The organism is Stieleria maiorica (assembly GCF_008035925.1).
GTDB lineage: Bacteria > Planctomycetota > Planctomycetia > Pirellulales > Pirellulaceae > Stieleria > Stieleria maiorica.
Map to the genome: position 1 here is coordinate 5,519,600 of NZ_CP036264.1, position 20,446 is coordinate 5,540,045.

General features: G+C 59.9%; 18 protein-coding genes. 12 read left to right on the forward strand and 6 right to left on the reverse strand.

Annotated features, from left to right (window positions below):
• Positions 1–202: 202 nt before the first annotated feature.
• The 5 genes from Mal15_RS18785 to Mal15_RS18805 all read left to right on the forward strand — a co-directional run bounded on the left by Mal15_RS18785 (position 203) and on the right by Mal15_RS18805 (position 5,869).
• Entirely contained in the window at positions 203–2,119 is a 1,917-nt protein-coding gene (locus tag Mal15_RS18785; RefSeq protein WP_147869181.1) for a hypothetical protein, read from the forward strand.
• 272 nt (positions 2,120–2,391) lie between these two features.
• Complete coding sequence (locus Mal15_RS18790) at positions 2,392–2,910, forward strand: adenine phosphoribosyltransferase (protein ID WP_147869182.1); 519 nt, start codon at positions 2,392–2,394, stop codon at positions 2,908–2,910.
• Positions 2,911–3,442: 532 nt separating this feature from the next.
• Positions 3,443–4,546 (forward strand): quinolinate synthase NadA, encoded by a 1,104-nt coding sequence (gene nadA, locus Mal15_RS18795; RefSeq protein WP_233903558.1) that lies wholly within the window; start codon positions 3,443–3,445, stop codon positions 4,544–4,546.
• A 308-nt stretch (positions 4,547–4,854) separates the two neighbouring features.
• Entirely contained in the window at positions 4,855–5,691 is an 837-nt protein-coding gene (locus Mal15_RS18800; RefSeq protein WP_147869184.1) for a hypothetical protein, read from the forward strand.
• Positions 5,669–5,869: a hypothetical protein gene (locus Mal15_RS18805; RefSeq protein ID WP_147869185.1), complete on the forward strand. Its 201-nt coding sequence runs from the start codon at positions 5,669–5,671 to the stop codon at positions 5,867–5,869. Before Mal15_RS18800 ends, Mal15_RS18805 begins: the two co-directional genes overlap by 23 nt.
• Before the next feature lie 101 nt (positions 5,870–5,970).
• Here the strand turns inward: Mal15_RS18805 and Mal15_RS18810 are convergent, their stop codons facing one another.
• The 3 genes from Mal15_RS18810 to Mal15_RS18820 form a co-directional block, all read right to left on the reverse strand.
• Positions 5,971–6,768 carry an SDR family NAD(P)-dependent oxidoreductase gene (locus Mal15_RS18810; protein WP_147869186.1) on the reverse strand — a complete coding sequence of 266 codons (798 nt, stop codon included), beginning with the start codon at positions 6,766–6,768 and terminating at the stop codon, positions 5,971–5,973.
• 29 nt (positions 6,769–6,797) lie between these two features.
• Positions 6,798–8,162 carry a GTPase HflX gene (hflX, locus tag Mal15_RS18815; RefSeq protein ID WP_147869187.1) on the reverse strand — a complete coding sequence of 455 codons (1,365 nt, stop codon included), beginning with the start codon at positions 8,160–8,162 and terminating at the stop codon, positions 6,798–6,800.
• 349 nt (positions 8,163–8,511) lie between these two features.
• Positions 8,512–9,042: a MaoC family dehydratase gene (locus Mal15_RS18820; protein WP_147869188.1), complete on the reverse strand. Its 531-nt coding sequence runs from the start codon at positions 9,040–9,042 to the stop codon at positions 8,512–8,514.
• A gap of 381 nt (positions 9,043–9,423) precedes the next feature.
• On the opposite strand from Mal15_RS18820, the gene Mal15_RS18825 reads away from it, so the two are divergent.
• Together Mal15_RS18825 and Mal15_RS18830 are read left to right on the forward strand one after the other, a co-directional pair.
• Positions 9,424–10,689 (forward strand): FG-GAP repeat domain-containing protein, encoded by a 1,266-nt coding sequence (locus Mal15_RS18825; RefSeq protein ID WP_147869189.1) that lies wholly within the window; start codon positions 9,424–9,426, stop codon positions 10,687–10,689.
• Positions 10,686–11,042, forward strand: coding sequence for a nucleotide pyrophosphohydrolase (locus Mal15_RS18830; RefSeq protein ID WP_199773684.1), 357 nt, complete (start codon positions 10,686–10,688; stop codon positions 11,040–11,042). The genes Mal15_RS18825 and Mal15_RS18830 overlap by 4 nt, the downstream gene beginning before the upstream one ends.
• An 831-nt stretch (positions 11,043–11,873) precedes the next feature.
• On the opposite strand, the gene Mal15_RS18835 is transcribed toward Mal15_RS18830, so the two are convergent.
• The 3 genes from Mal15_RS18835 to Mal15_RS18845 all read right to left on the reverse strand — a co-directional run bounded on the left by Mal15_RS18835 (position 11,874) and on the right by Mal15_RS18845 (position 14,967).
• Entirely contained in the window at positions 11,874–12,653 is a 780-nt protein-coding gene (locus tag Mal15_RS18835; protein WP_147869190.1) for a class I SAM-dependent methyltransferase, read from the reverse strand.
• A 52-nt stretch (positions 12,654–12,705) separates the two neighbouring features.
• A complete protein-coding gene (locus Mal15_RS18840) occupies positions 12,706–13,245 on the reverse strand; it encodes a hypothetical protein (protein ID WP_199773685.1) in 540 nt (179 codons plus the stop codon).
• Positions 13,246–13,485: 240 nt separating this feature from the next.
• Positions 13,486–14,967 carry a hypothetical protein gene (locus tag Mal15_RS18845; protein WP_147869191.1) on the reverse strand — a complete coding sequence of 494 codons (1,482 nt, stop codon included), beginning with the start codon at positions 14,965–14,967 and terminating at the stop codon, positions 13,486–13,488.
• Between the two features lie 925 nt (positions 14,968–15,892).
• On the opposite strand from Mal15_RS18845, the gene Mal15_RS18850 reads away from it, so the two are divergent.
• The 5 genes from Mal15_RS18850 (at position 15,893) to Mal15_RS18870 (ending at position 20,385) form a co-directional block, all read left to right on the forward strand.
• On the forward strand, positions 15,893–16,339 hold the full coding sequence (locus Mal15_RS18850; RefSeq protein ID WP_233902877.1) for a type II secretion system protein GspG: 447 nt from the start codon (positions 15,893–15,895) through the stop codon (positions 16,337–16,339).
• A gap of 218 nt (positions 16,340–16,557) precedes the next feature.
• Entirely contained in the window at positions 16,558–17,196 is a 639-nt protein-coding gene (locus Mal15_RS18855) for a pilus assembly FimT family protein (RefSeq protein ID WP_147869193.1), read from the forward strand.
• A complete protein-coding gene (locus Mal15_RS18860) occupies positions 17,193–17,705 on the forward strand; it encodes a type II secretion system protein (protein WP_147869194.1) in 513 nt (170 codons plus the stop codon). Before Mal15_RS18855 ends, Mal15_RS18860 begins: the two co-directional genes overlap by 4 nt.
• Entirely contained in the window at positions 17,702–18,679 is a 978-nt protein-coding gene (locus tag Mal15_RS18865; RefSeq protein WP_147869195.1) for a prepilin-type N-terminal cleavage/methylation domain-containing protein, read from the forward strand. The genes Mal15_RS18860 and Mal15_RS18865 overlap by 4 nt, the downstream gene beginning before the upstream one ends.
• Entirely contained in the window at positions 18,676–20,385 is a 1,710-nt protein-coding gene (locus Mal15_RS18870) for a type II secretion system minor pseudopilin (protein WP_233902878.1), read from the forward strand. The genes Mal15_RS18865 and Mal15_RS18870 overlap by 4 nt, the downstream gene beginning before the upstream one ends.
• Positions 20,386–20,446 lie beyond the last annotated feature (61 nt).

The following is a 20,446-nucleotide window of genomic DNA, read 5'->3' on the forward strand; positions in this document are numbered from 1 at the left end:
TCGGTGCAGCATGCCCGTCGATCGCGCGTGAAACCTCTCTTTACGTTCGCCCGGGGGTGCCGTTACCTTGTCATGAAACACGCGCCGAAAATACGTCTGAGCCGTTTCGTATTCGGTATTGTTGGTCTCATTTGGAGCTCAGTTCATTGGGTCTGGCGTGAAACGGATTTGAAGTCCAATCGTTTGTTCAGGGAAGAATGTCATGGGCGAAACCATTCGATGCTTGATGGTCGCCGTTGTCGCACTGATTTCGATGGTGGGAATCGAGCCGACCGGGCTTGTCGCCCAAGGTCCCAGTGGCGGTTTCGAAATTCCGAAATCTCTTTCGGGAGCGTTCGGCGAGACCACTCAGGGACGGGTGGAAAATGATCAGCGGGCCGGCGGATCCGCATCTTCATCCATCGGATTGCCCAATTTCACCAGCGGCGTGGCCCCCCAGCGTGTCGGACCACGGACCGGCGGCCCCACAACCGAACCGATGTCATCGCGCGACCGGGCTTGGCTGAGCGAACTGGCGCGCACCGGCCAAACCCGTCCAACGACCGATCCGGTGGAATCCACCGGCTTCGGTGCCCAAACGTCGTCGGCGATCCGTAACGATCTGCGAACCAATCAAAACCCAAACACGATCGCCACCGTCGGCGCAACGCAGGATCCACAAAGTCGCGAAGCACAGTTGATGGCGGCGGCCCGAGACAACGGTAGTGGATCAAACAACGCCGGGACAAACACCACCGGCGGATCGTCGCGTGGTTTCGGCAGTCTGCCGCCGGGAGTGCAATTGCCCAACCAGAGCGACACGTCAACCAGCACCTCCACCTTCGGCAGCGAATTCGCTCGAGGAGGCGCTTCATCATCGACCATGTCGCAACCATCCAACGTCCCTACCCGCCCCGTCTTCGGCCCCCCGACGGCCCAGGAAGCCAATTTCGATCTGTCGGTTTACAACGCCAACAACAGGGCCGCGCAACATCCCTCGAACACGGTCCCGCGACAGACCTTCGGGCAGAACACCGCCGGGACGACCGCGCAACAGAACCTGACACTTCCCGGACAATTCGGCGGCACTTCAGCGCCGAGCGGCTCCGGTGTCGGCGGATCATCGTTGGGAATGCCCGCGATGAATCTGCCTGCAACCACGACAACCGCCGCCGCGACGCAGACGGCCGATCCCCGCGCCACAGCCCCCTCGCTGCCGACCAGCTGGACCTACGACCAGATCGCACAGCTCGGGCGCTTATTCGGAATCGAACCGACCGATCCGCGCATGCGTGACAAAGCCTTTGTGAACGATCTGTACGTCGGCTACCGCGAGCACCAGGCAAAGCAACAATCGGCCGCACAAACAGCGATCACGTCCAACAACCAAACGCAATTCACGTCCCCGCAGATCCCGTCGCTGGGAACGCCGTCGCAACCGTTTGGCACCGCGGAACAGCCGACCAGCGATCCACGTTTTGCCAACTTGAACGGGGCCACCACGGCAGCAACGGCAACCGATCCCTGGGGCTCGGCGGCAGCCAGTTCCCCGCGCCCGACTGATGTCGATCCGCGGCTCAGCCAAAAGGATATTGATGGCTTGCCGCCGGGAGCCTGGTCCTATGACAAGTACGGTAATCCGATCGACAAGGAACGCTACGTCTTGGATCGCTTCGGACAGCGCGTCGACGAAGAGACGCAGTGGGAGTTGACGATCGGTCGAAAGCGGCGGTTGGAAGAAGAGCGTCTGGCGCGGCTAGACGCCGAGCGAGCTCGGCTGGGCCTGTCGTCCGAATCTCCGTCCTCACGGCCGGGAAGCGCCAGCGATCTGGCGGTATCCGGTGGTCAATCGGCTGCACCAGTCGTCCCCACATCGGGTTCGGCGCCGGCGACACGTCCGCGCGACGGCGCAAACGAAGCCAGCGGCCTGGGCAATCGCGTTCCGCCGGCGGACCAAGCCGGGATCGGCGGAGCCGCCGGTGCGATCGGTCGTTCCAACCCCTATGTCAACGTCTTCCTGCTCTGCTCGTTGGTCGCCAACGCGTTCCTGTTCATCTCCCTGCACCGGTTGTGGTATCACCACCGCGACCTGATCGCGTCCAGCCGAATGGCCGCCAGCGGGATGTCCAGCAACGATTGAAATCGCTTCGGAGTCCCGTGACAGCGGACACTCCCTCGCGGCCTGTTGATGTTGTCGTTTTCGATGAAAATGAACGGGACAGTACCAGGCGTGAATCGCAGGCGAGGGGTCTGACTTGCCCCTTGCTCGCGCTGCGGGCATCTATTGCAACTGGCCGAATCACCTCGGGATGATCCAAGCCAGACGCGATGTCGGCGCAATCCGCTACCACTGGGGGCCCGATCAGGCTACCCTTTTGGCGCTACGCAACCCGACACGCCAAAGACGCTCCGATGACGATCGACCTAAAGAGTTTCATCCGCGATATCTCCGATTTCCCCAAACCCGGGATCGTCTATCGCGACATCGCCCCCTTGCTGCTCGACCCCCAAGCGTTCAAAGCGGCGACCGAGGCGATGGCGGCTCCGTTTGACGGCGAAACGGTCGACATCGTCGCCGCCGCAGAAGCCCGCGGGTTCATCTTTGCTGCGCCCTTGGCATTGCACCTGAACGCGGGGTTCGTTCCGATCCGCAAACCCGGCAAGCTGCCCTTCGACACCCATTCGCACTCCTATGACCTGGAATACGGCAGTGACGAATTGCACGTCCACATTGACGGCGTGTTGCCGGGTCAACGTGTGATCATTGTCGACGACCTGCTGGCCACCGGCGGGACGATGCAGGCGTGCTGCAAACTGCTCGAACGCTGCGAGGCCGAAATCCTGGGCTGTTCCTTCCTGATTCATCTGTCCGACCTGAAGGGTGAATCGAAGCTGCAACCCTATCGGGTCGAATCCGCTGTCATTTATTGAATTTCGTGATCTTTACCGAATGGCGGGGGCAACCGACGTACTCGCCAGGGCGTGAAACGAACGGGTCATCTTCCCGGCATCTTTCTCGTTCCCAGGCTCCGCCTGGACCGTACAAAATCTGGACTTTGCGGTGGTTCAGAATTCAAACGAAATCATTCCGCGATGGATGGTCGACTCACAGCAACCATTGGGCGACGAAACACGAGTGATCTCAGCCGAGTCGCGCAAGCGTTCGGGCCCCCAGCTGCGTTCGGGCCCCAGCCTCGATGGAGGCCCGTAGGCTGGCGCCAAACGGCTGATCCCAAGACGGGTTAGCGGAATCGAAGTCCCCAGCTTTCCTGAAGAGCCGCGTCCGCCAGAGTTTCGTCGCGAAACCGCGGCCAGGAATCGAAACTTTTCGGCCAGTCCCCTATAATGCAGGTTGCGTTTTGCCACACTTCCTGGTGACTTCAGTAACAAGAAAGTAGTTCCATTGACGACGCCCACGCTTCCCACCGTCACCCCTACCCCCTCCCCCCAATCGGCCCACGAGCTGGCGCCCTACAAGACGCGGTCCAATGAAGAGCTGATCGCCAGGATCACCGCGGTGCGCGAAGAGTTGGGTGATTCGCTGTTGATTCTGGGACACCATTACCAGCAGGACGAAGTTGTGGAGCACACCGACCTTCGCGGCGACAGCTATCAGTTGTCCGAGATGGCCGCCCAAAGTGAAACGTGTCGGACGATCGTGTTTTGCGGTGTGCACTTCATGGCCGAAACGGCCGACATTCTGGCCAACCGCCCCGACAAACTTGCCGCCCGCGGCGGGCAGCGCGTCCGGGTCATTTTGCCGGACATGGCCGCGGGCTGCTCGATGGCCGATATGGCGGCGATCTCGCAGGTCGAGGCGGCCTGGGAAGACATGTCGGACGTCATCGACACCGAACGCGTGATCCCCGTCACGTACATCAACAGCGCCGCCAGCTTGAAAGCGTTCTGCGGAAAACACGGCGGCATCGTTTGCACCAGCAGCAACGCCCGTGCGGTGCTCCAGTGGGCGTTCGAGCGCGGGGACCGTGTCTTCTTTTTCCCCGATCAACACCTGGGGCGAAACACGGCCCTGACCATGGGGATCGGCGAAGACCAGATGCCGGTCTGGGATCCGTATGAACTGGAACTCGGCGGCAACGAGGAACAGGCGATCCGAGACAGCCGCGTGATCCTGTGGAAAGGGCATTGCAGCGTCCACCAGATGTTCCGCCCCGAACATGTCGCACAATTTCGCCAGCAACACCCCGGGATCAAGATTTTGGTTCACCCGGAATGCCCACGTGAAGTCAACGATTTGGCCGACGTCTCGGGCAGCACCGGATTGATCATCAAAACGGTCAAGAACAGTCCGCCGGGGACCAAATGGGCGATTGGGACCGAGTTGCACTTGGTAAACCGGCTCAAAGCGGAACACCCCGAACAGGAAATCCATTTCCTCAGCCCCGTCGTCTGCATGTGTGCGACGATGTATCGGATCGACCTGCCGCACCTGTGCTGGTCGCTGGAAAACCTACGGGAGGGGACGCCGGTCAACACGATCGAGGTACCTGAGGAGGTTCGCAAGTGGAGTCTGGTCGCACTGGAGCGGATGTTGGCGGTCAAATAACCGCCCTCCCTACGACCCTTACAGCCCGCTCAGAATTGACGAATGGCAGAATTTCACCATCCCGAACTGGGGCAAACTGGGTGATTGGCGGTTTTCATGCCGAATTCGTTGACACTTGATTTTTGCGGTAACTATACTTCCGGAGGTGCGGAATGGCGGTCGATGCGAGTGCATCCTGTGTTTCCGCAAGGATATTCCACCCTGGGCACCAGGCTTATCGTCGCCCATGAACCCGGCATTTTGTCGCCAATTCCCATCCCGATTCGACAACGTGTTCGGACCGCTCCTGTCAAAGGAAAGCCCCTAAAATGACCTTACTTGGGAAGTCGTTTACCGTCATCATTTTCCTGCTCAGCCTGTCCTTCATGGTCTTGGCCTTGGCGGTCAATGCTTCGCATCGCAATTGGCGCGATGTCGTGTTGGGGCCGAGCGGCTACAAGGAACGAATTGAGGCAATTTCTCGCGAGAATGAACAACTCGAGGACGCCAAACAGCGTGCTCAAGCGGCACTCAGCCGCGAGCAAGTCGCCCGCCGAACCGCCTTGGCAGCCTTGCAAACCCAGTTGGACCAGTTGCAAGAAGAATTGCAATTGCGAATCAGCTCGGTTCAAAAACTCGAAGGCGAACTCTCCAACTTGGCTCAGCTGGACAAGATCCGGGCAACCGAGTTGCAAACACTGACCGACACGACCGCGAAACTGCGTGATCAGGTTCGCAAGGAGCAGGAAGATCGCGACGCACTGTTCGCCCAGACGTTGGTGCTGCAAGACAAGTTGAACGAAGCCCGCGGCGTCCGGTTGGAATTTCAAACCCGCAACCTGGCGTTGCAAAAAGAGCTGACACGTTTCCGTGAAGTCGCCGATCATCTGGGAATCGATCCCAACGAACCGTTGGATGGTGCACCGCCGGAGCGAAACGGCAACGTCTTGGTCATCAATCGAACCAAGGGCCTGGCCGAGGTTTCGATCGGGATGGATGACGGGATCCGTCCCGGACACGAATTGGAAGTGACCCGAAAATCTCGCTACATCGGACGATTGAAGGTTCTAAAAGCGACCCCCAACCGCGCCGTCGGCGAGATCATGAAAGACTACAGCGAAGGATTTATCTTGGAGGGTGACCGTGTCGACACTTCCATCGACTGAGGGTGGCAAACAGCCGCCAAGCGTTTACACCGTGATGCTCATCCTGAGCATGGTGTTCCTGTTGATCGCCGTGATCGCAATGTGGATCGAACTGCGACGCTGGGCGCCGGATTACTTCCGTACCAGTGGCGCCAATCCGATGGTCCAAGTCGTCCACGACGTCGACCACTTCGCCTAGAGATTCCGCAACGGTAGTGGACGACGCGAGGAGTCCTCGTCGCTGGCCATCCGGATGGACTCGTCGCCTCGTCCACTCCCCGAAAGCCTTGGCGGCTTCCGCTACTGGCCGGATCGCTTTTGCAACAGCCAATTCATCAGCGGCGGACAGAGGCGGTCGGCGTACACGAGCAGCTTTCCGCCCACGCTGAGCACGACTTCGGCACGTCGCTTTCGGATCGCCGTCAGCGTCGCCGCGGCGACGCGTTCGGCCGGCCAACTGCCGATACTCTTGGAGGTCGCTCCGGCGTCCGACTCGACCAACGTGTCAAAGAACTCGCTGCGTGTCGTACTGGGGCTGACCAATGTCACCTGGACCGACGCCCCGGCCAGTTCGGCGCGCAACGCATCACTCCATCCGTGCATTGCGAACTTGCTGGCACAGTATTCGGATTTGTCCGGGACCGCCCGATGCCCTAAGACACTGCCGAGATTGCAGATCACGGCATCGCCGCTGGATTTCAAGTACGGCATCAATCGACGCGTCAGCTCGGCAGGGGCGAAGAAGTTGACCTCCATGATCTTCCGCAACCGCGATTCGGTCGCCCGTTCGAAAGGCCCGATTCCGCCGATTCCGGCGTTATTGACCAGCAAGTCCAATCTCCCGCCGCGCGAGCGAACCTGCGATTCAATCTGCCCGCGGGTCTGGGGGTCGGTCACGTCGCCGACGATCGGCAACAACATGCCATCGGCACGATCGCGTCCGATCTGGTCGGCCAACTCCTGCAGCCGATCTCCGCGGCGAGCGACGGCAATCACACAGCAGCGACGCGCGACGAGCTGTTTTGACAAGCAACGTCCGATGCCGCTGCTGGCGCCGGTGACGACCGCCAGTTTTCCGCTCGGATTCCAGTGCGCCACGGCGACCGTCCTGTTGTAGCAGCGCCGAATTAGGCGACGTCAGTGGCCGGAGTATCGACGGACGCCGTGTCGACGGCGGGTTCGACCGCAGCGTCACGGGGCGCAAACGTCCCGGTCCCCGCCGGCCGGATCGAAACGGCGGACTTGCGTGCCGGTCCCATCGCCGCGACGGGCATCTTGACGCGGACCTTGACGACATCGGCACCGTAGTGCTGTGAAACGATCTCGCCTTTGGCCGCCAAATACGCCAGCAACTTTCCGTCCCCCGGTTCGACTTCGATGTCCAGATCCAGAAACTCGCGACCGAGCGCTTCACCGACCGCTTCGGTCAACATCTCGATCCCCTTCGCACTCTTCGCGCTCACCGGAACGGCGTTCGGGTAACGATCCAGCACACGATTCAACATCGCCGGCGACTTGATCGCATCGATCTTGTTGAGCACCAGCAGCGTGTCCTTCTCCTCGATCTCCAACTCGCTGAGCACCTTGTACACGGCGCTAATCTGGTCGAACACGTTCGGGTTACTGGCATCGGCGACGTGTAACAACAAATCCGCCTGCCGCGTCTCTTCCAGCGTCGATTTAAAGCTGGCAACCAACGAGTGCGGCAAATCGCGAATGAATCCGACCGTATCACTCAGCAACACCGTGCCCCAATGCGGCAGGTACCAACGACGGGTGCGGGTATCCAACGTGGCAAACAACTTGTCTTCGGCCTGAACGCCGGCGGCGGTCAAGGCGTTCATCAGCGTGCTCTTGCCGGCGTTGGTGTAGCCGACCAACGAAACCGTCGGCGCCTCTTTGCGCGAAGCGACTTGGCGCTCACGACGGGATTCGACCTTGCCCAGTTCCTGCTTCAAATCATGAATGCGTTTCTGGGCCAATCGACGGTCGACTTCCAATTGCTTTTCGCCGGGGCCCCGCATGCCGACACCCATCGCTTGGCGCGAAAGGTGAGTCCACATCCGCTTCAAGCGTGGAAGCGAGTACTCCAACTGTGCCAACTCGACGGCCAACCGCGATTCATAGGTTCGAGCCCCCGCGGCGAAGATGTCCAAAATCAACTCCGTCCGGTCCAACACCTTGGCACCGATCGCTTTTTCAAGATTTCGGATTTGCCCCGGAGTCAGTTCGTTGTCGAAGATCACCACGTCAGCCTTGGTCTTTTCGACCAGCAGACGTAATTCTTCGACCTTTCCTTTGCCGAGATACGTGCCGTGTTCAGCCGAAGCACGACGCTGAATCAATTCGCCGACCACTTGGGTACCGGCCGTGGTTGCCAATCCGTGCAATTCCTCAAGCGGGTCTGCCGGAGCGGGTGTGTCGGGCAGGATCAAGCGTGCCAAAACACTTCGTTCCGGAGTGTCATCACTGACGTTATGTGGTTCACGCACTTAGGGAATCGTCCTCCTAAAAAAGGTCGGGTCACTGCGGACACCTGTATTATAGCTGAGCAAGTCTGGCACGGTCTGCCGGGTGGTTTCCGAAGGAGCAGATCCCATGCCAACCAATGGTAGATCAGCCCCTTTCGGCCGAATTGTACGGCTTTTGAGGGCAAAACCCAAAGGAGATTCGACCAGATTCGGACATCGCCCGCCCGGACATCGCCCGCCCCTAGGGGGCTCACCACCGGATGCCCCTTCAGACGCCGTTTGCTGCAGCAGGGTTCGCATGTAGCTGGGCTTCGTCGCAATGCAGAACGCCGCGAAGAAAAAGATCGGACGGATCGAGAGCGATACGGTATCAGCGTGGCTTTTTGCGACCGCGTGCTTTGGAGGCAACCAGCGTGACAAAATAGCCCTCTTGGACGACACTGCCGGCTTCATTGACCAGCTGCCGAAGCCATCGCACCTTCACGGCGCGGCGTCCGTGGGGTTCGATTTCAACGATCTCATTGCGCGCTTGAACGCGGTCGCCCAAGAAAACCGGGGCGACAAACCGCCAGTCCTCGACCGAAACGAACGCCAGCGTCGATGCCTTGGGGTGATTGGTCCCCAAACCCGCCAGGATGCTCAGGCCCAACAAACCATGGGCGATCGGCTTGCCGTAAGGGGATTCCGCCCCCTGATCCCCGTGCAGCGCGGTGTGGTCGCCCGTCAAATTTGCGAATTCCTGGACATCGTCAGCGGTCACCTGACGCATCTCGGTGGTCCAGATATCGCCAACCGCCAAGTCTTCTGCGTACAACGTACGGGGGGGCGAAATAAGCGTTTGCGATTCGGGCTCCGCCGGCGACGCGACGTCGCGATTCGATGCAAAGGCATCGCAATCCATCTTGGGGTCCCGTCTGCGTGCCGTTCGAACATTGGGTTCCGCGTCGACATTAACGGCACTTGATTCGATCATCGGATCCACGGCAAACTCTTAGGACAGACGGGGGGCGACGCGTGTCGACATGCGACGCCCAACATCATGCCGCATTCGGCCGTGACTTCCTAGGATTGCGGGGCAACAATCTGCGGTTTTTCCCAGCGTTTTTGGATATTATTGGATTGCGGCGTCCAGGGTGATCAAACCGACTGGGGGGCGAAGGCAGACTTAGTAAACTGAGGCACTCCGTCGCGTGTCGTTCTGGCTTGCGCCTAAGATAGAATAGAGGCGTGATCAACGCCGTACCTGTAATTCTCACCAAACTTCCCACCTGCGAATCCCGCCATGAGCACACGGTTGACCGTCCGTCTCTGTCTCACCCTCCCAATCCTCATCACGCTCGTGTCGGCCACCTGGACCGACGCCGATGCCGGCAAACCGGTGGAATTCACGGTGCGGATGCTCGCCTTGGATGCCAATGAAGGGATCGCCGCTGGCGACGTCGACGGCGATGGAAAGACCGATTTGGTGGCCGGCCGCCAGTGGTACAAGGGCGGCGACTGGGCGGCACGACCGCTGCGTAACATCGACGACTGGAACGGTTACGTCCAAAGCAACGGCGACTACCTGTTTGACGTCAACGGCGACGGCCGGCTGGATGTCATCGCCGGATCGTTCTTGCCGACGGAAGTTTTCTGGTACGAGAATCCCGGCGAAGAGGCGCTCCGGCTGGGCAAGCAATGGCCGGCGCATCTGCTGAAAGACACCAAGAAGTCGCAAAACGAAGGCCAGCTGTTTGAAGACCTGGACGGTGACGGGCGTCCGGAATGGATCGTCAACAGCTGGAAAAAGGACTGTCCGATGATGGTCTATCGCCTGGTCGATCGACCGGCTGGCAATGACGCCGCGGCCGACGACGGCGAGTCGGGTGCAAAGGCAGGCGGGGGCAAAAAGGCGGCTGCCCAAGCCAGCCCGTCCGCCAAATATGCCCTGGCGGGACACATGCTTGGTGAATCCGCCAACGGACACGGGGTCGCCGTCGGCGATCTAAACGGGGACGGGAAAATCGATGTGCTGGTCGGCCAAGGCTGGTATGAGCAACCGCAATCCGACCCCTGGGGCCAACCGTGGATCTTCCACGCCGATTGGGACCTGCACAGCTCGCTGCCGATGATCGTGACCGACTTGGATCAAGACGGCGACAGCGATCTGATCATCGGCAAAGGCCACGATTACGGGCTGTCGTGGTGGGAGCAAACCGATCCGGACAAGGAGACCGGCAAGCTTAGTTTTACGGTTCACGAGATCGATTCCAGTTACAGCCAACCCCACACGCTGGCCTGGGTCGACCTGGACGGCGACGGAAATAAGGACCTGATCACGGGGAAACGTTACTACGCCCACAACAGCCGTGACCCCGGTGGCACCGAACCGCCGTGCCTGTACTACTACACCTGGGACCAAGAATCCAAGTCGTTCGAGCGTCATACGATCGACGAAGGTCACGTCGGATGTGGCCTGCAAATCGTCGCCGAGGATCTAAACGGTGACTCCAAAGTCGACATCGCGGTGGCCGGCAAAAGCGGCACCTATCTGTTGCTGGCTCAATGAATCGATCCCCTGCCCCGTCCGCGCTGACACTGCGTCAAGCGCAAGACGATGTCGACCGCTGGATTCAAACCATCGGCGTCCGTTACTTCAGCGAGCTGACCAATCTGGCCCAACTGGTCGAAGAGGTCGGCGAAGTCGCCAGGATTCTGTCGCGAACCCGCGGCGAACAGTCCTATAAATCGACTGACGAGCCCGGTGAATTGGCCGATGAATTGGCCGACGTGCTGTTCGTCACGATTTGTCTGGCCAATCAGTCCGGCATCGACCTGACCGAAGCGCTGCGGGCGAACCTGGAAAAGAAAACCTCGCGCGACAAAGACCGCCACCGCAACAATGAAAAGCTGCGGGAGTAAATTTCCGGCGCGGAGGATCGCCAACGGCCTGTTGATTGAATCGTATCCAGGGGGACTAGGCCAGACGCGTCGTTTGGCCTTTACCCGCCCTCGTAGAGGTCGTGCGGTTTTTGGGAATTCACCCTCCCTGGCAGGAGGGTCGAGCGCAGCGAGGAGCATTGGCCCCAAGTTAAGGCGGGGAACTATTGAACACGCGAAGTCACCCTCCCCTCCAGTGCATTGGTGTTTATTTAAATCGGTCCGCAATTTAGGGCATGACTCCCCTCTCCCTAAAACAGATCGCGCAAACAGAATTTGATCGCGGAAGGATGATGACCGCGATCTGTTTTGGGGAGAGGGGTTGGGGGTGAGGGGCCGTACACCCGACCAGTTTCCGCGGCGTTGGCCCCCTCATCCCCAGCCCTTCTCCCCCCGCAAAGCCGGGGTAGAAGGGAGCCATTGTATGTTGTGTTGACTGTGCGTTGTGTTGACATCAATGCTTCCAACGTGGGTTTCGTCTTAACTTGATGCCTATGGGGTCGAGCGCAGCGAGGGGAGGTCGAACGGTGAATCATCGGACCAACTTTCGTCCTCGGATCACGTCGAAACGCAGATCAACCCTCCCCGCGTCGTCGCCTACTCCTCCGCGACCCTCCCAGAGGGAGGATGAAGGCGTAAACGCCTGAACTATCAAAGATAAAAACCGCACGACCTCTGGAAGTGAGAGTGCCTACGCGTGCTTGATGGCACCATTGCGCTCGGCCTGGCGTATCGGAAGAATCATCAAGCCGCCAAGAGTTCGCAGTGGAGGGGCGGTCACCCACGGGTCGTCGCAGACCTTGCCGACTTCCGCTACGAGGCGATCTTCCGCAGCACGAACAAGCCTTCCAGCAGCTCCTTGTCGAACGGCAGCGGGTCGTCGATGTCGTAGGCAAAATCGAACGATTCGACCAATTCGAATTGGTCGCTGACCTTCTTGAACAGCCGTTTCAGCTGGGTCGGTGTGTACAGCCGCAGCGGAAACTCGCTTTGAATGCGGATCACTTCGCCGCTGGATTTGACCGCTCGCAATTTGACGCGCAGCGTTTCCAGACGCTTTTTGGCATCGGTGTGTGGCACGCTGATCGTTGTCGTCAGCGTCGTGCCGGCTTGACGCATTTTGAAACGTTCGACGACCGCTTCGTAGTCTTCTTCGGGCACTAAGTGCATGCCCAAAATGTAGATCCCGCCGGTAGCCAAACAGTCGGCCATGCTCCGCAGATGGGCCAGCGCGTCCTTTTCGGTCAACAGATGCCGAAAGGTATTGTACGTGCAAAATGCCGCGTCGAAGGGCTTGTCGAAATCCAAGTGCGTCATGTCGCCCTTGACGCATGTCGCCGCTAAACCGCGACGATTCAACTTGCGGCGCATGTAATTCAACATCGCGTCGCTGAGGTCCAATCCCGTCGCGTCGTAACCCTTGGCGGCCATCGCGACGACCAACCGTCCGCTGCCGCAACCGGGTTCAAAAACGCGCCGCACGCGACGGTCGGCATAGCGTCGGAAGGCTTCTTCAAAGAACGCCACTTCGACCGGCGTTTCTTCCCGAAACAGCATGTCGAAGTATTGGGGATGATCGTACCAGTTTGCCAAGAGTGTGATGCCCAGGTTGTATTTCTCGATCGGCGCAAGAACGCAATTCGATTCAATTCGGATCGCTTTCGTTTTCGTTTTCGCTTTCCGAAGCCGGTTCGGAAGGACTTTCTTCAACCGGGACGATTTTGCCGAACAAATGGCCGCCGTGCTCGCCGTGCTGCCACGTCCCGGCATAGCGTCCCGCGTCGGGGCCGGCCTGGATCAAGACTCTCGCGTCAAAGGTCCCCATGCCGGGAATCCACAGCGAATCCAGCGTGATCACCGGCGTGTTTCCGGACCACAGGATCTTTAAATCCATCGGCAATTCCTGGTCGACGTTCCCGTACTTGATCCGCGCGGTCAGCCGATACAAATCCGCTGCGGGAAGTTTTTCACAGGACTTGATCGTGTAGGCTTCCGTCTTCGGAGTCCCGTCTTTTCCGTCGACGGTGAATTTGCCGATGAACTGAGTCCCACTCAGGTACGCTGCCAATCGGGTCTCGCGCGGGGTCGGTTCATTTCCTCGCGAGGACTCGGGCGTGATCATACCCGAAGCAATCAATCCCAACGCCAGGAACGCCGGCGACAGATGAAATAGACGAGTCGTCATGGTGGCACCTCGGAGAGCAACGGTTCAACGCCACCAGTTTAACGTCGTCCGATCGTCAGATAAGAGCGGCCGGCGAGGATCGGCGCAGAAAAAACGGGATCGGCTTGGACACCGATCCCAAACAAGTCGATCGCAGAGAGCGAAACATTACGTTGACGTAGCTACGTTCGACGCGAGCGTGGAACACACCGTGGATCCACCTTCTGGCGAAGGTAGCTACATTTGCCCACGTCAAACGTCCTACGGATTCACGATCTCGTTGGTCCGCTGGACGTTTTCCTTTTGGTTCTTGTACATCTCCGGCAGATTGACCGGACGGCGTCGAGGGGGCCCCGGAACGCGTTCGGGCTGCCAATCTTCGCCACGCACCGCGGAACCGAGCGGCGTGGTCAACGAATCGTCCAGCGTCTTGAGGTAGGACTGGAGCTTCCATGCGGGGATCACAGTGACGCCGGCTTCGGTCGCACGCTGTTTGGCTTCACCGAGCGCCGCCAGTTCGGCCGCGGCAGCGTCCTCGTCACGGCCTTCGATTTTCGGTGATTCCCCGACGACCAGGAAACGCACGCTGGGATCGATTCGTCCGGTTCGTTCGCCGTTGTCAGCGATCTCCGCACCGGCGGCCTTGATCATCCCCTCCAGAACGTCGTTGTCGGGACGACCGTCGTCATCGATATCGATGCCACCGGCCAGCGCGATTCGCACCGTACGTCCGGGAGCCCAGAAGGGCGAGTAGACGGCGTCGCCTTCGATGATCGGATTGCCGATTTGCGGCATCGCCACCACGCGAGCTTCCGCCAAGTGCGGACCGAGGATCTTGGTGACTTGGATGGACGCTTTGATGTCCGCGTCTTGCAGTCGTGTGGTGTCGTCACGATCGATGACGCCGAACGTGATTCCCGGCCGCAACGCGTCGGCCGAACCGAGATTGATCGAAACGATCTTGCCGCCTCGCAAGACGTAGCGGATTTCGCCTTGAACGGTTTCGAAGCGACCGCCGCGAAGCTTGTTCAGCTCCAATTTCTGGGTTTCGATCGTGCTTTCCAGGATTTCAGTCTGTCGGACCAGTTGGTTTCGTTCATTACCGGCCTTGCGTTGCAGTTCTTGCAAATCCCGTTCGCTTTTGGTCTTGCTGTCCTTGGCACGCTCCATTTTGGTCAGCATGTCGTTGCGATAGGCGGTGAACTGAGTCCGCTCGTCTTCCAATTGTTTTGCCAGATTCTCACGTTCTTCTTCCGCCTTGGCCTGAGCGGCGCGGGCGGTTTCCACATCCGTGGCGGCTTGAGCGCGGATCTTGTTGGCGTCGTCGCGGGCAACCCCGTATTGCTCGTTGCGGTCGCGAATGGCGTTCATGAAATAGTCGACCAACGCGCCATAGTGACGATCCTGGATGCCGACGTCTTGACCGAACACCTGCATGTCGTTGTAAAACTGATTGGTCAGCGTGTCGAACTTTGCGTCACCGCTGCTGCTGTTGGCGAACGAATCGAACTTGTCCTGGGTCATCTGCTCGGCGCCCAGCATTTCCATCATCGTGATGTTCTTTTCCTCGGCCGCACGCAGACCGTTCTGAACATCGGCCAATCGGTTGGCGATGGTCGTCCGCTCCTCGGCCTGTCCGCTCCCCCAACTCCAGAGGATGAAGTTCAGGGCAAGAGAGAGGACCAGCAGAATCAAACAGGTGATTAAGCTGCCGCGAATGACTGAATCGTCGCGTGCCGCCATGGCAAAATTCCGAGCGAAAAGTGGAGAGGACGGGAGAAACCGAGTGGATGGACAAGCCGCTGGCCGACCGGCGCCGTCCGAACGCAGCGACCATCGGCAACAATTCCACCCACAGAATATTCACTTGTCTGCGTCATTCTAGCATTTCTGCGCCAGAAACACCGAGCTTCCCGGTCCGGCTGGACGGGTTTTAGCGCCCCGTGCGACCAATGGGTACGGCCATGACGAGTGTTTCCTACGGTAATCGGCGACAACCGGGTCGGCCAGCGAATTGGCGATTCGGGCTTTTTCTCTCCTTTCCTGCCTGACGGCGCCGCGTCATCTTCCCCCCCCGCAGGACATCCCTTCCGGGTTGTCCTCGTCGTAGCGACGCTCGCCAGCGGGCTGTCGATTGAATCGCAACCGATACATTCGTGAGCCGATGGCGCTAGCCACGGGCCTCGAAGGGCGCTAGCCACGGGCCTCCAAGCGACACTGGCACCGCTAGGCCCGCGGCTAGCGCCGTCGGCTCACAAAATCGACGCGCGCCAGAGCGTCGGAATTACCGGGGCCCACCTTCTGGCGAAGGTGGCCACGGCCGGCCCAGTCATCGCATCACCCGACGAATTGGGCCACAATGGCGGAACCTTTGACCGGGCGAGCGGTTAAGATAAGAAGTGCCGTCAATGGCCACCTCCTCGGGGCTGGTACACGACGGTGCCCCGGCCAGATGACCGGTCACGAGCCCAACCGCTCGTCCCAAGGGCCGCTGACTTGCATCGGCCCGCTGACTCGGGGACATTGACCAGGGGTCCTAGCCCCCCTCGAACGCTCCACGGGTAACACCAACCGGCAGCGATCGCCGTCAAACCATCGACGTTCCCCCGGCGGTCGGCCTTTCCCCTTTCGGAACAATCCCAGACTCTTTCACATGCAAACTCGATCCATGCCACGTCCTTCGTCTCGCCCCGCCACTTCCCATCGTCGCCGCCGCCATCGCCGCGCCGCTCGCCACGCGTTCACGCTGCTCGAACTGTTGCTGGTGCTCGCGATCCTGGTCGTGCTCGGTGGCATCGTCGCGGTCAACGTGGTCGGAACGGGCCAGGCGGCCAATGCCGACGCGACGGAGGCCCAATTGAAGATGCTGAAATCCAACATCGATATGTTTCAGATCCGCATGAACAGCCTGCCGCAATCCCTGGAAGAACTGCGCGACGGACCCTCCGACGCGGCCAAGAAAGCCAAGTGGGTTGCGCCGATCATTACCGAAATCCCCAAAGACGCCTGGGGAAATGAAATCGACTTCAGCGTCAACGGCAACAGCTACGAACTTCGCAGCGCCGGCATCGACGGCCAAAAGAACACCGAAGACGACATCGTCGTCACCCCCTAAGACGACCGCAATTCAATTTGCGTAATTGACGGCACGTTCCGAGGGTCGCCGTGTTCTACGAACTCGGCGCGCACGAAAAAGCGATGCATTGCCCCACGCCGACCTCGGAGAGGACGGCGACTGTTCAGCCCAACCGAAAACGACGCTGCGGTAGACGACTAGGATCACAGCCGCAGCGGTGATGATCCACGACGATCACGATCCGACAGCGCTAGCCGATGATGTTCATTGAAGAGAGTGATCGCACGACAGAACAACGACGCGGCTTTACGCTGCTGGAGTTGTTGTTGGTACTGGCGATCATGTCGGTACTCGCGTCGATCGCGATCCCGCAAGTCGCCTGGCTGTTGGGCGACCGCCGAATCGTTCGCGGCGCAAAATTGATCCGCGAAGAACTGATCCTCGCTCGCGTCGATGCGATGCGGCAAGGCCGGATCCTGATGGTCGATGCGATGCTGGAATCCGGACAGCTCCGCGTGCAACCATACTTCTCGATGGCCGACTCGGTTAACGCGATCGACCAAACGGGAACGCAATCGGCGATGTTGTCCGGAGCCGAGCAGGGACAATTCGTCCCCGTGGTCCAAGACGAATCGGAAATCCGTCAGTTGGAATTGCCCGACGATGTGGTGGTGAAAAGCGTGTCGGTCGTCTCGGCGGCCCGCGCGATGGAAATCCAGCAAGCGACGATCAGTAACCAGGCCGAAGGCTACAGCCAACCGATTCTGTTTTACCCCGACGGAACAACCAGCACCGCCGCCGTCGTGCTGTCCCATCCCGAACACGGCCAGATCACCGTCAAGCTGCGTGGGATCACCGGTGACGTCACGCTCAGCGAAGTGGGGCCGAATCAATGATGCCGTCTAGATTGCTGACTGGCGAACGTCGACCGCGACGATGCCGGCTTGCGTTCTCGTTGCTGGAAATGCTGCTGGCGTTGGCTATTTTGGGCAGCAGTTTGGCGATCTTGGCACAAATCGCCGGAACCGGAGTCAGCGCCGCCCGCGAGGCCCGGGCGCTGGCGACGGCCAGGATGATCTGCCAATCGAAACTCAGCGAATTGTTGTTGAACATGCAGGCCGGCCAAACACCGACGACGATCATCGAGGCTGCGGCCGAGTCGTTCGATAGCGCCTCGACAGAATCCTACGTCTATTCCGTTGAAGTCTTGCCGGGCCAACTGGACGGCCTGCTTTCTCTCCGTGTCAGCGTCATCGCACGCGCCGGCGACGGCAGTGAACAACTCGCCGCGTTCGCGCTCGACCGTTGGGTGATCGATCCCGCGCTGGGGCTGGAAGAGGCAGAGGCGGAAGAAGAGGCGTTGCGTGAGGAAATCGCCAGCGGCGGCGAGGAACCGATCACATGATATTCAATCACATCGCACTCACGGCGGCTGATCCGTCACAATTGACGAAACATCGCCGACGCCGACGCGGTTTTACCTTGCTGGAACTGTTTCTGACGCTCTCGTTGGCCGTCGTGCTGATGACCCTGGTCAATGCCGCGTTTCGGTTCTATGCCGTCGAAATGGATTCTAGCGATCAAGACATGCGGCGAACGATGTTGGCATCGGCGGTGATGCAAATGATCGAAGACGACCTGCGGGCATCGCTTCATCCGGTCCCGTTGGACACCAGCGCGCTGGAAACCCTGTTGGCCAGCACCGCGTCATCCGCCACCGGCGGCGGCAACACCGGCGGTGACCCCGGTGCCGCCGAAGCAGCCGGCATGGATGATCCGGCACTGGAGGAAGAAGTCGCCACGTCGGTCTCTGGCGTCGCAGTGCTGCAAACCCCCGGTTTGATCGGAGACCAGTATCAGCTGCAAATCGATACGAGCCGGCTGCCGCGTCTGGAAGAGTACACGGTGTTGATGGACGTGGACCCAGGCAACTTGGCCGATTTGCCCAGCGATCTGAAAACCGTGACCTATTACGTCCAAGCGTCCGATGCCGTTGGGGTCGATGACCCACTGGCCAAGTTGGACGCCTCCGCGTCGACCGGCGGCGGCTTGGTCCGTCGCGTGTTGGATCGCTCGGCAACCACCTTCGCATCGACCTCGGGCAACCTCTCGGCACTCGGGCAAACCGGCGAATTGCTCGCCCCGGAAGTCACCGGCATCGAGTTTTCTTACTGGGACGGCGTGACCTGGCAAATCGAATGGAACAGCGATGAACTCGGTGAGCTTCCCTTGGCGGTGAAAATCCAAATGTCGATGTTGGATCCATTGGTCCCCGAGGGCGAACAAGAGCCGCGACTGTTTTCGCACGTCGTCCGACTGCCGATGGCCAAACCAATCGAAGAAGAAGAGGAAGACGATCTCTCGGGGGCCGGTCTGTGACGTCAACCTTTGATTCACTGGCGAAGCGGGATTCACTGGCGAAACGAGCGCCGCGAGCGCGGCGTGGTTTTTTCTTGGTGTTGGTCTTGTTGGTCGTCGTCGTCGCCACGCTGTCGGTTTACTCCTTTACCGGCGTGATGGTGGCCTACGACGACGCAGCGTATCTGTCCGGCGATCTGGTCCGGGCACGGGTGGCAGCCGACTCGGGCGCCGAGGCGATTCGTTTGATCTTGGCCCAGCCAAAATTGATGCGCGACGAAATGGGTGGCGTGTACAACAATCCCAACTTGTTTCAGGCGGTGGCGGTTTCCAACCAAGACCCGGCCAACGTCTGTGACTTCGCTGTCCCCGCGCCGGATCTGAACGAAAACGGCATGCTCAGCGGAATCCGGTTCGGGCTGCAAGACGAATCGGCGCGGTTGAACTTGAACACGCTGACGGTTCTGGACGAGAACTCCGACGGCTTGATGGCGGCGCTCAGTTTGATGTCCGAGGAGGACGCCGCCGGGGAGTTGCCCGACAGCATCGCCACCGCACTGCTGTTGGCGTTGCCGGGGATGACCGAGGAGATCGCCGACTCAATCCTGGACTGGTTGGATGAGGACGACGAGGCCCGGCCGTACGGTGCGGAACTGGAGTATTACAGCGGTCTGCCCACCCCGTATGAACCGACCAATGGTCCGATCAACAGCGTCGAAGAATTGCTGTTGGTCGCCGGCATGACCCCGACACTGCTGTTCGGCGCCGACACCAACCGAAACGGGATGCTGGACCCGGACGAACAACAACGCTTTAACGTCAGCGTCGACACACCCGGCGCGCTCGGGCTGGCAGCGTACTTCACCATCCACGGCCAGGAAGCCAACCGGCAGCGCGACGGATCATTCCGCGTGAACATCAACTCGGACGATCTGGAAATCCTGTATGAGGATTTGAACGAGGTGCTCGGTGACGAGGTCTACGCCAGTTTCATTTGTGCCTACCGAATGTCCGGCGCGCCGTCGGCTTCGGTGGCTGCTGCCCCTGGCGGGGGCGCTGCTCCCGGTGGCGACACGCAAACACAGACGGGATCCGACGGCGGTGTTTGGACGGCAGACCTGATGGAAAGTTTTGACTTGTCGGCCGGCGGAAGCATCCAGTTCAACCAGGTGTTGGATCTGATCGACGCCACGGTCACGGTCGGAGGAGGCGACAACGCGGTCACCTATCGCAGCCCGTTTGATCTGTTGACCGCGGGCGTCTATCTGCCGTTGATCATGGACAAACTGGTCACCAGCGATACGCCGGCGATGCCCGGCCGGATCAACGTCAATGAATGTCCCGCCGAACTGCTGTATGGCATACCGTTTTTGACCGAAGAGCAAGTCGGTGCGATCCTGGAAGCCCGCGGATCCGAATCGGACGACGAAAACCGGCTTTATGAAACGTGGTTGATGGTCGAAGGCATCGTGACGCTGTCGGAAATGAGAAACCTGGTGCCGCTGTTGACCGGCGGCGGCGACGTCTACCGGGCTCAAATCGTCGGCTACTTCGAATCGACCGGACTGGCCCACCGCCAAGAAGTGATCATCGACGCAACCACCGTGAATCCCAAAATCGTCTCCTACCGCGACCTCAGCCATCTCGGTCGGGCGTTTGACGTCTCCGTCCTGGGCATCCGAAACGTTGCCGCGGTCAGCGGCGATCAACCGGCCTCCCCACAATAAGGCCGCCCCACAAACATGCTACCGACAACCGCCCCAATGCATTGCGTGCCTTCCGACACTC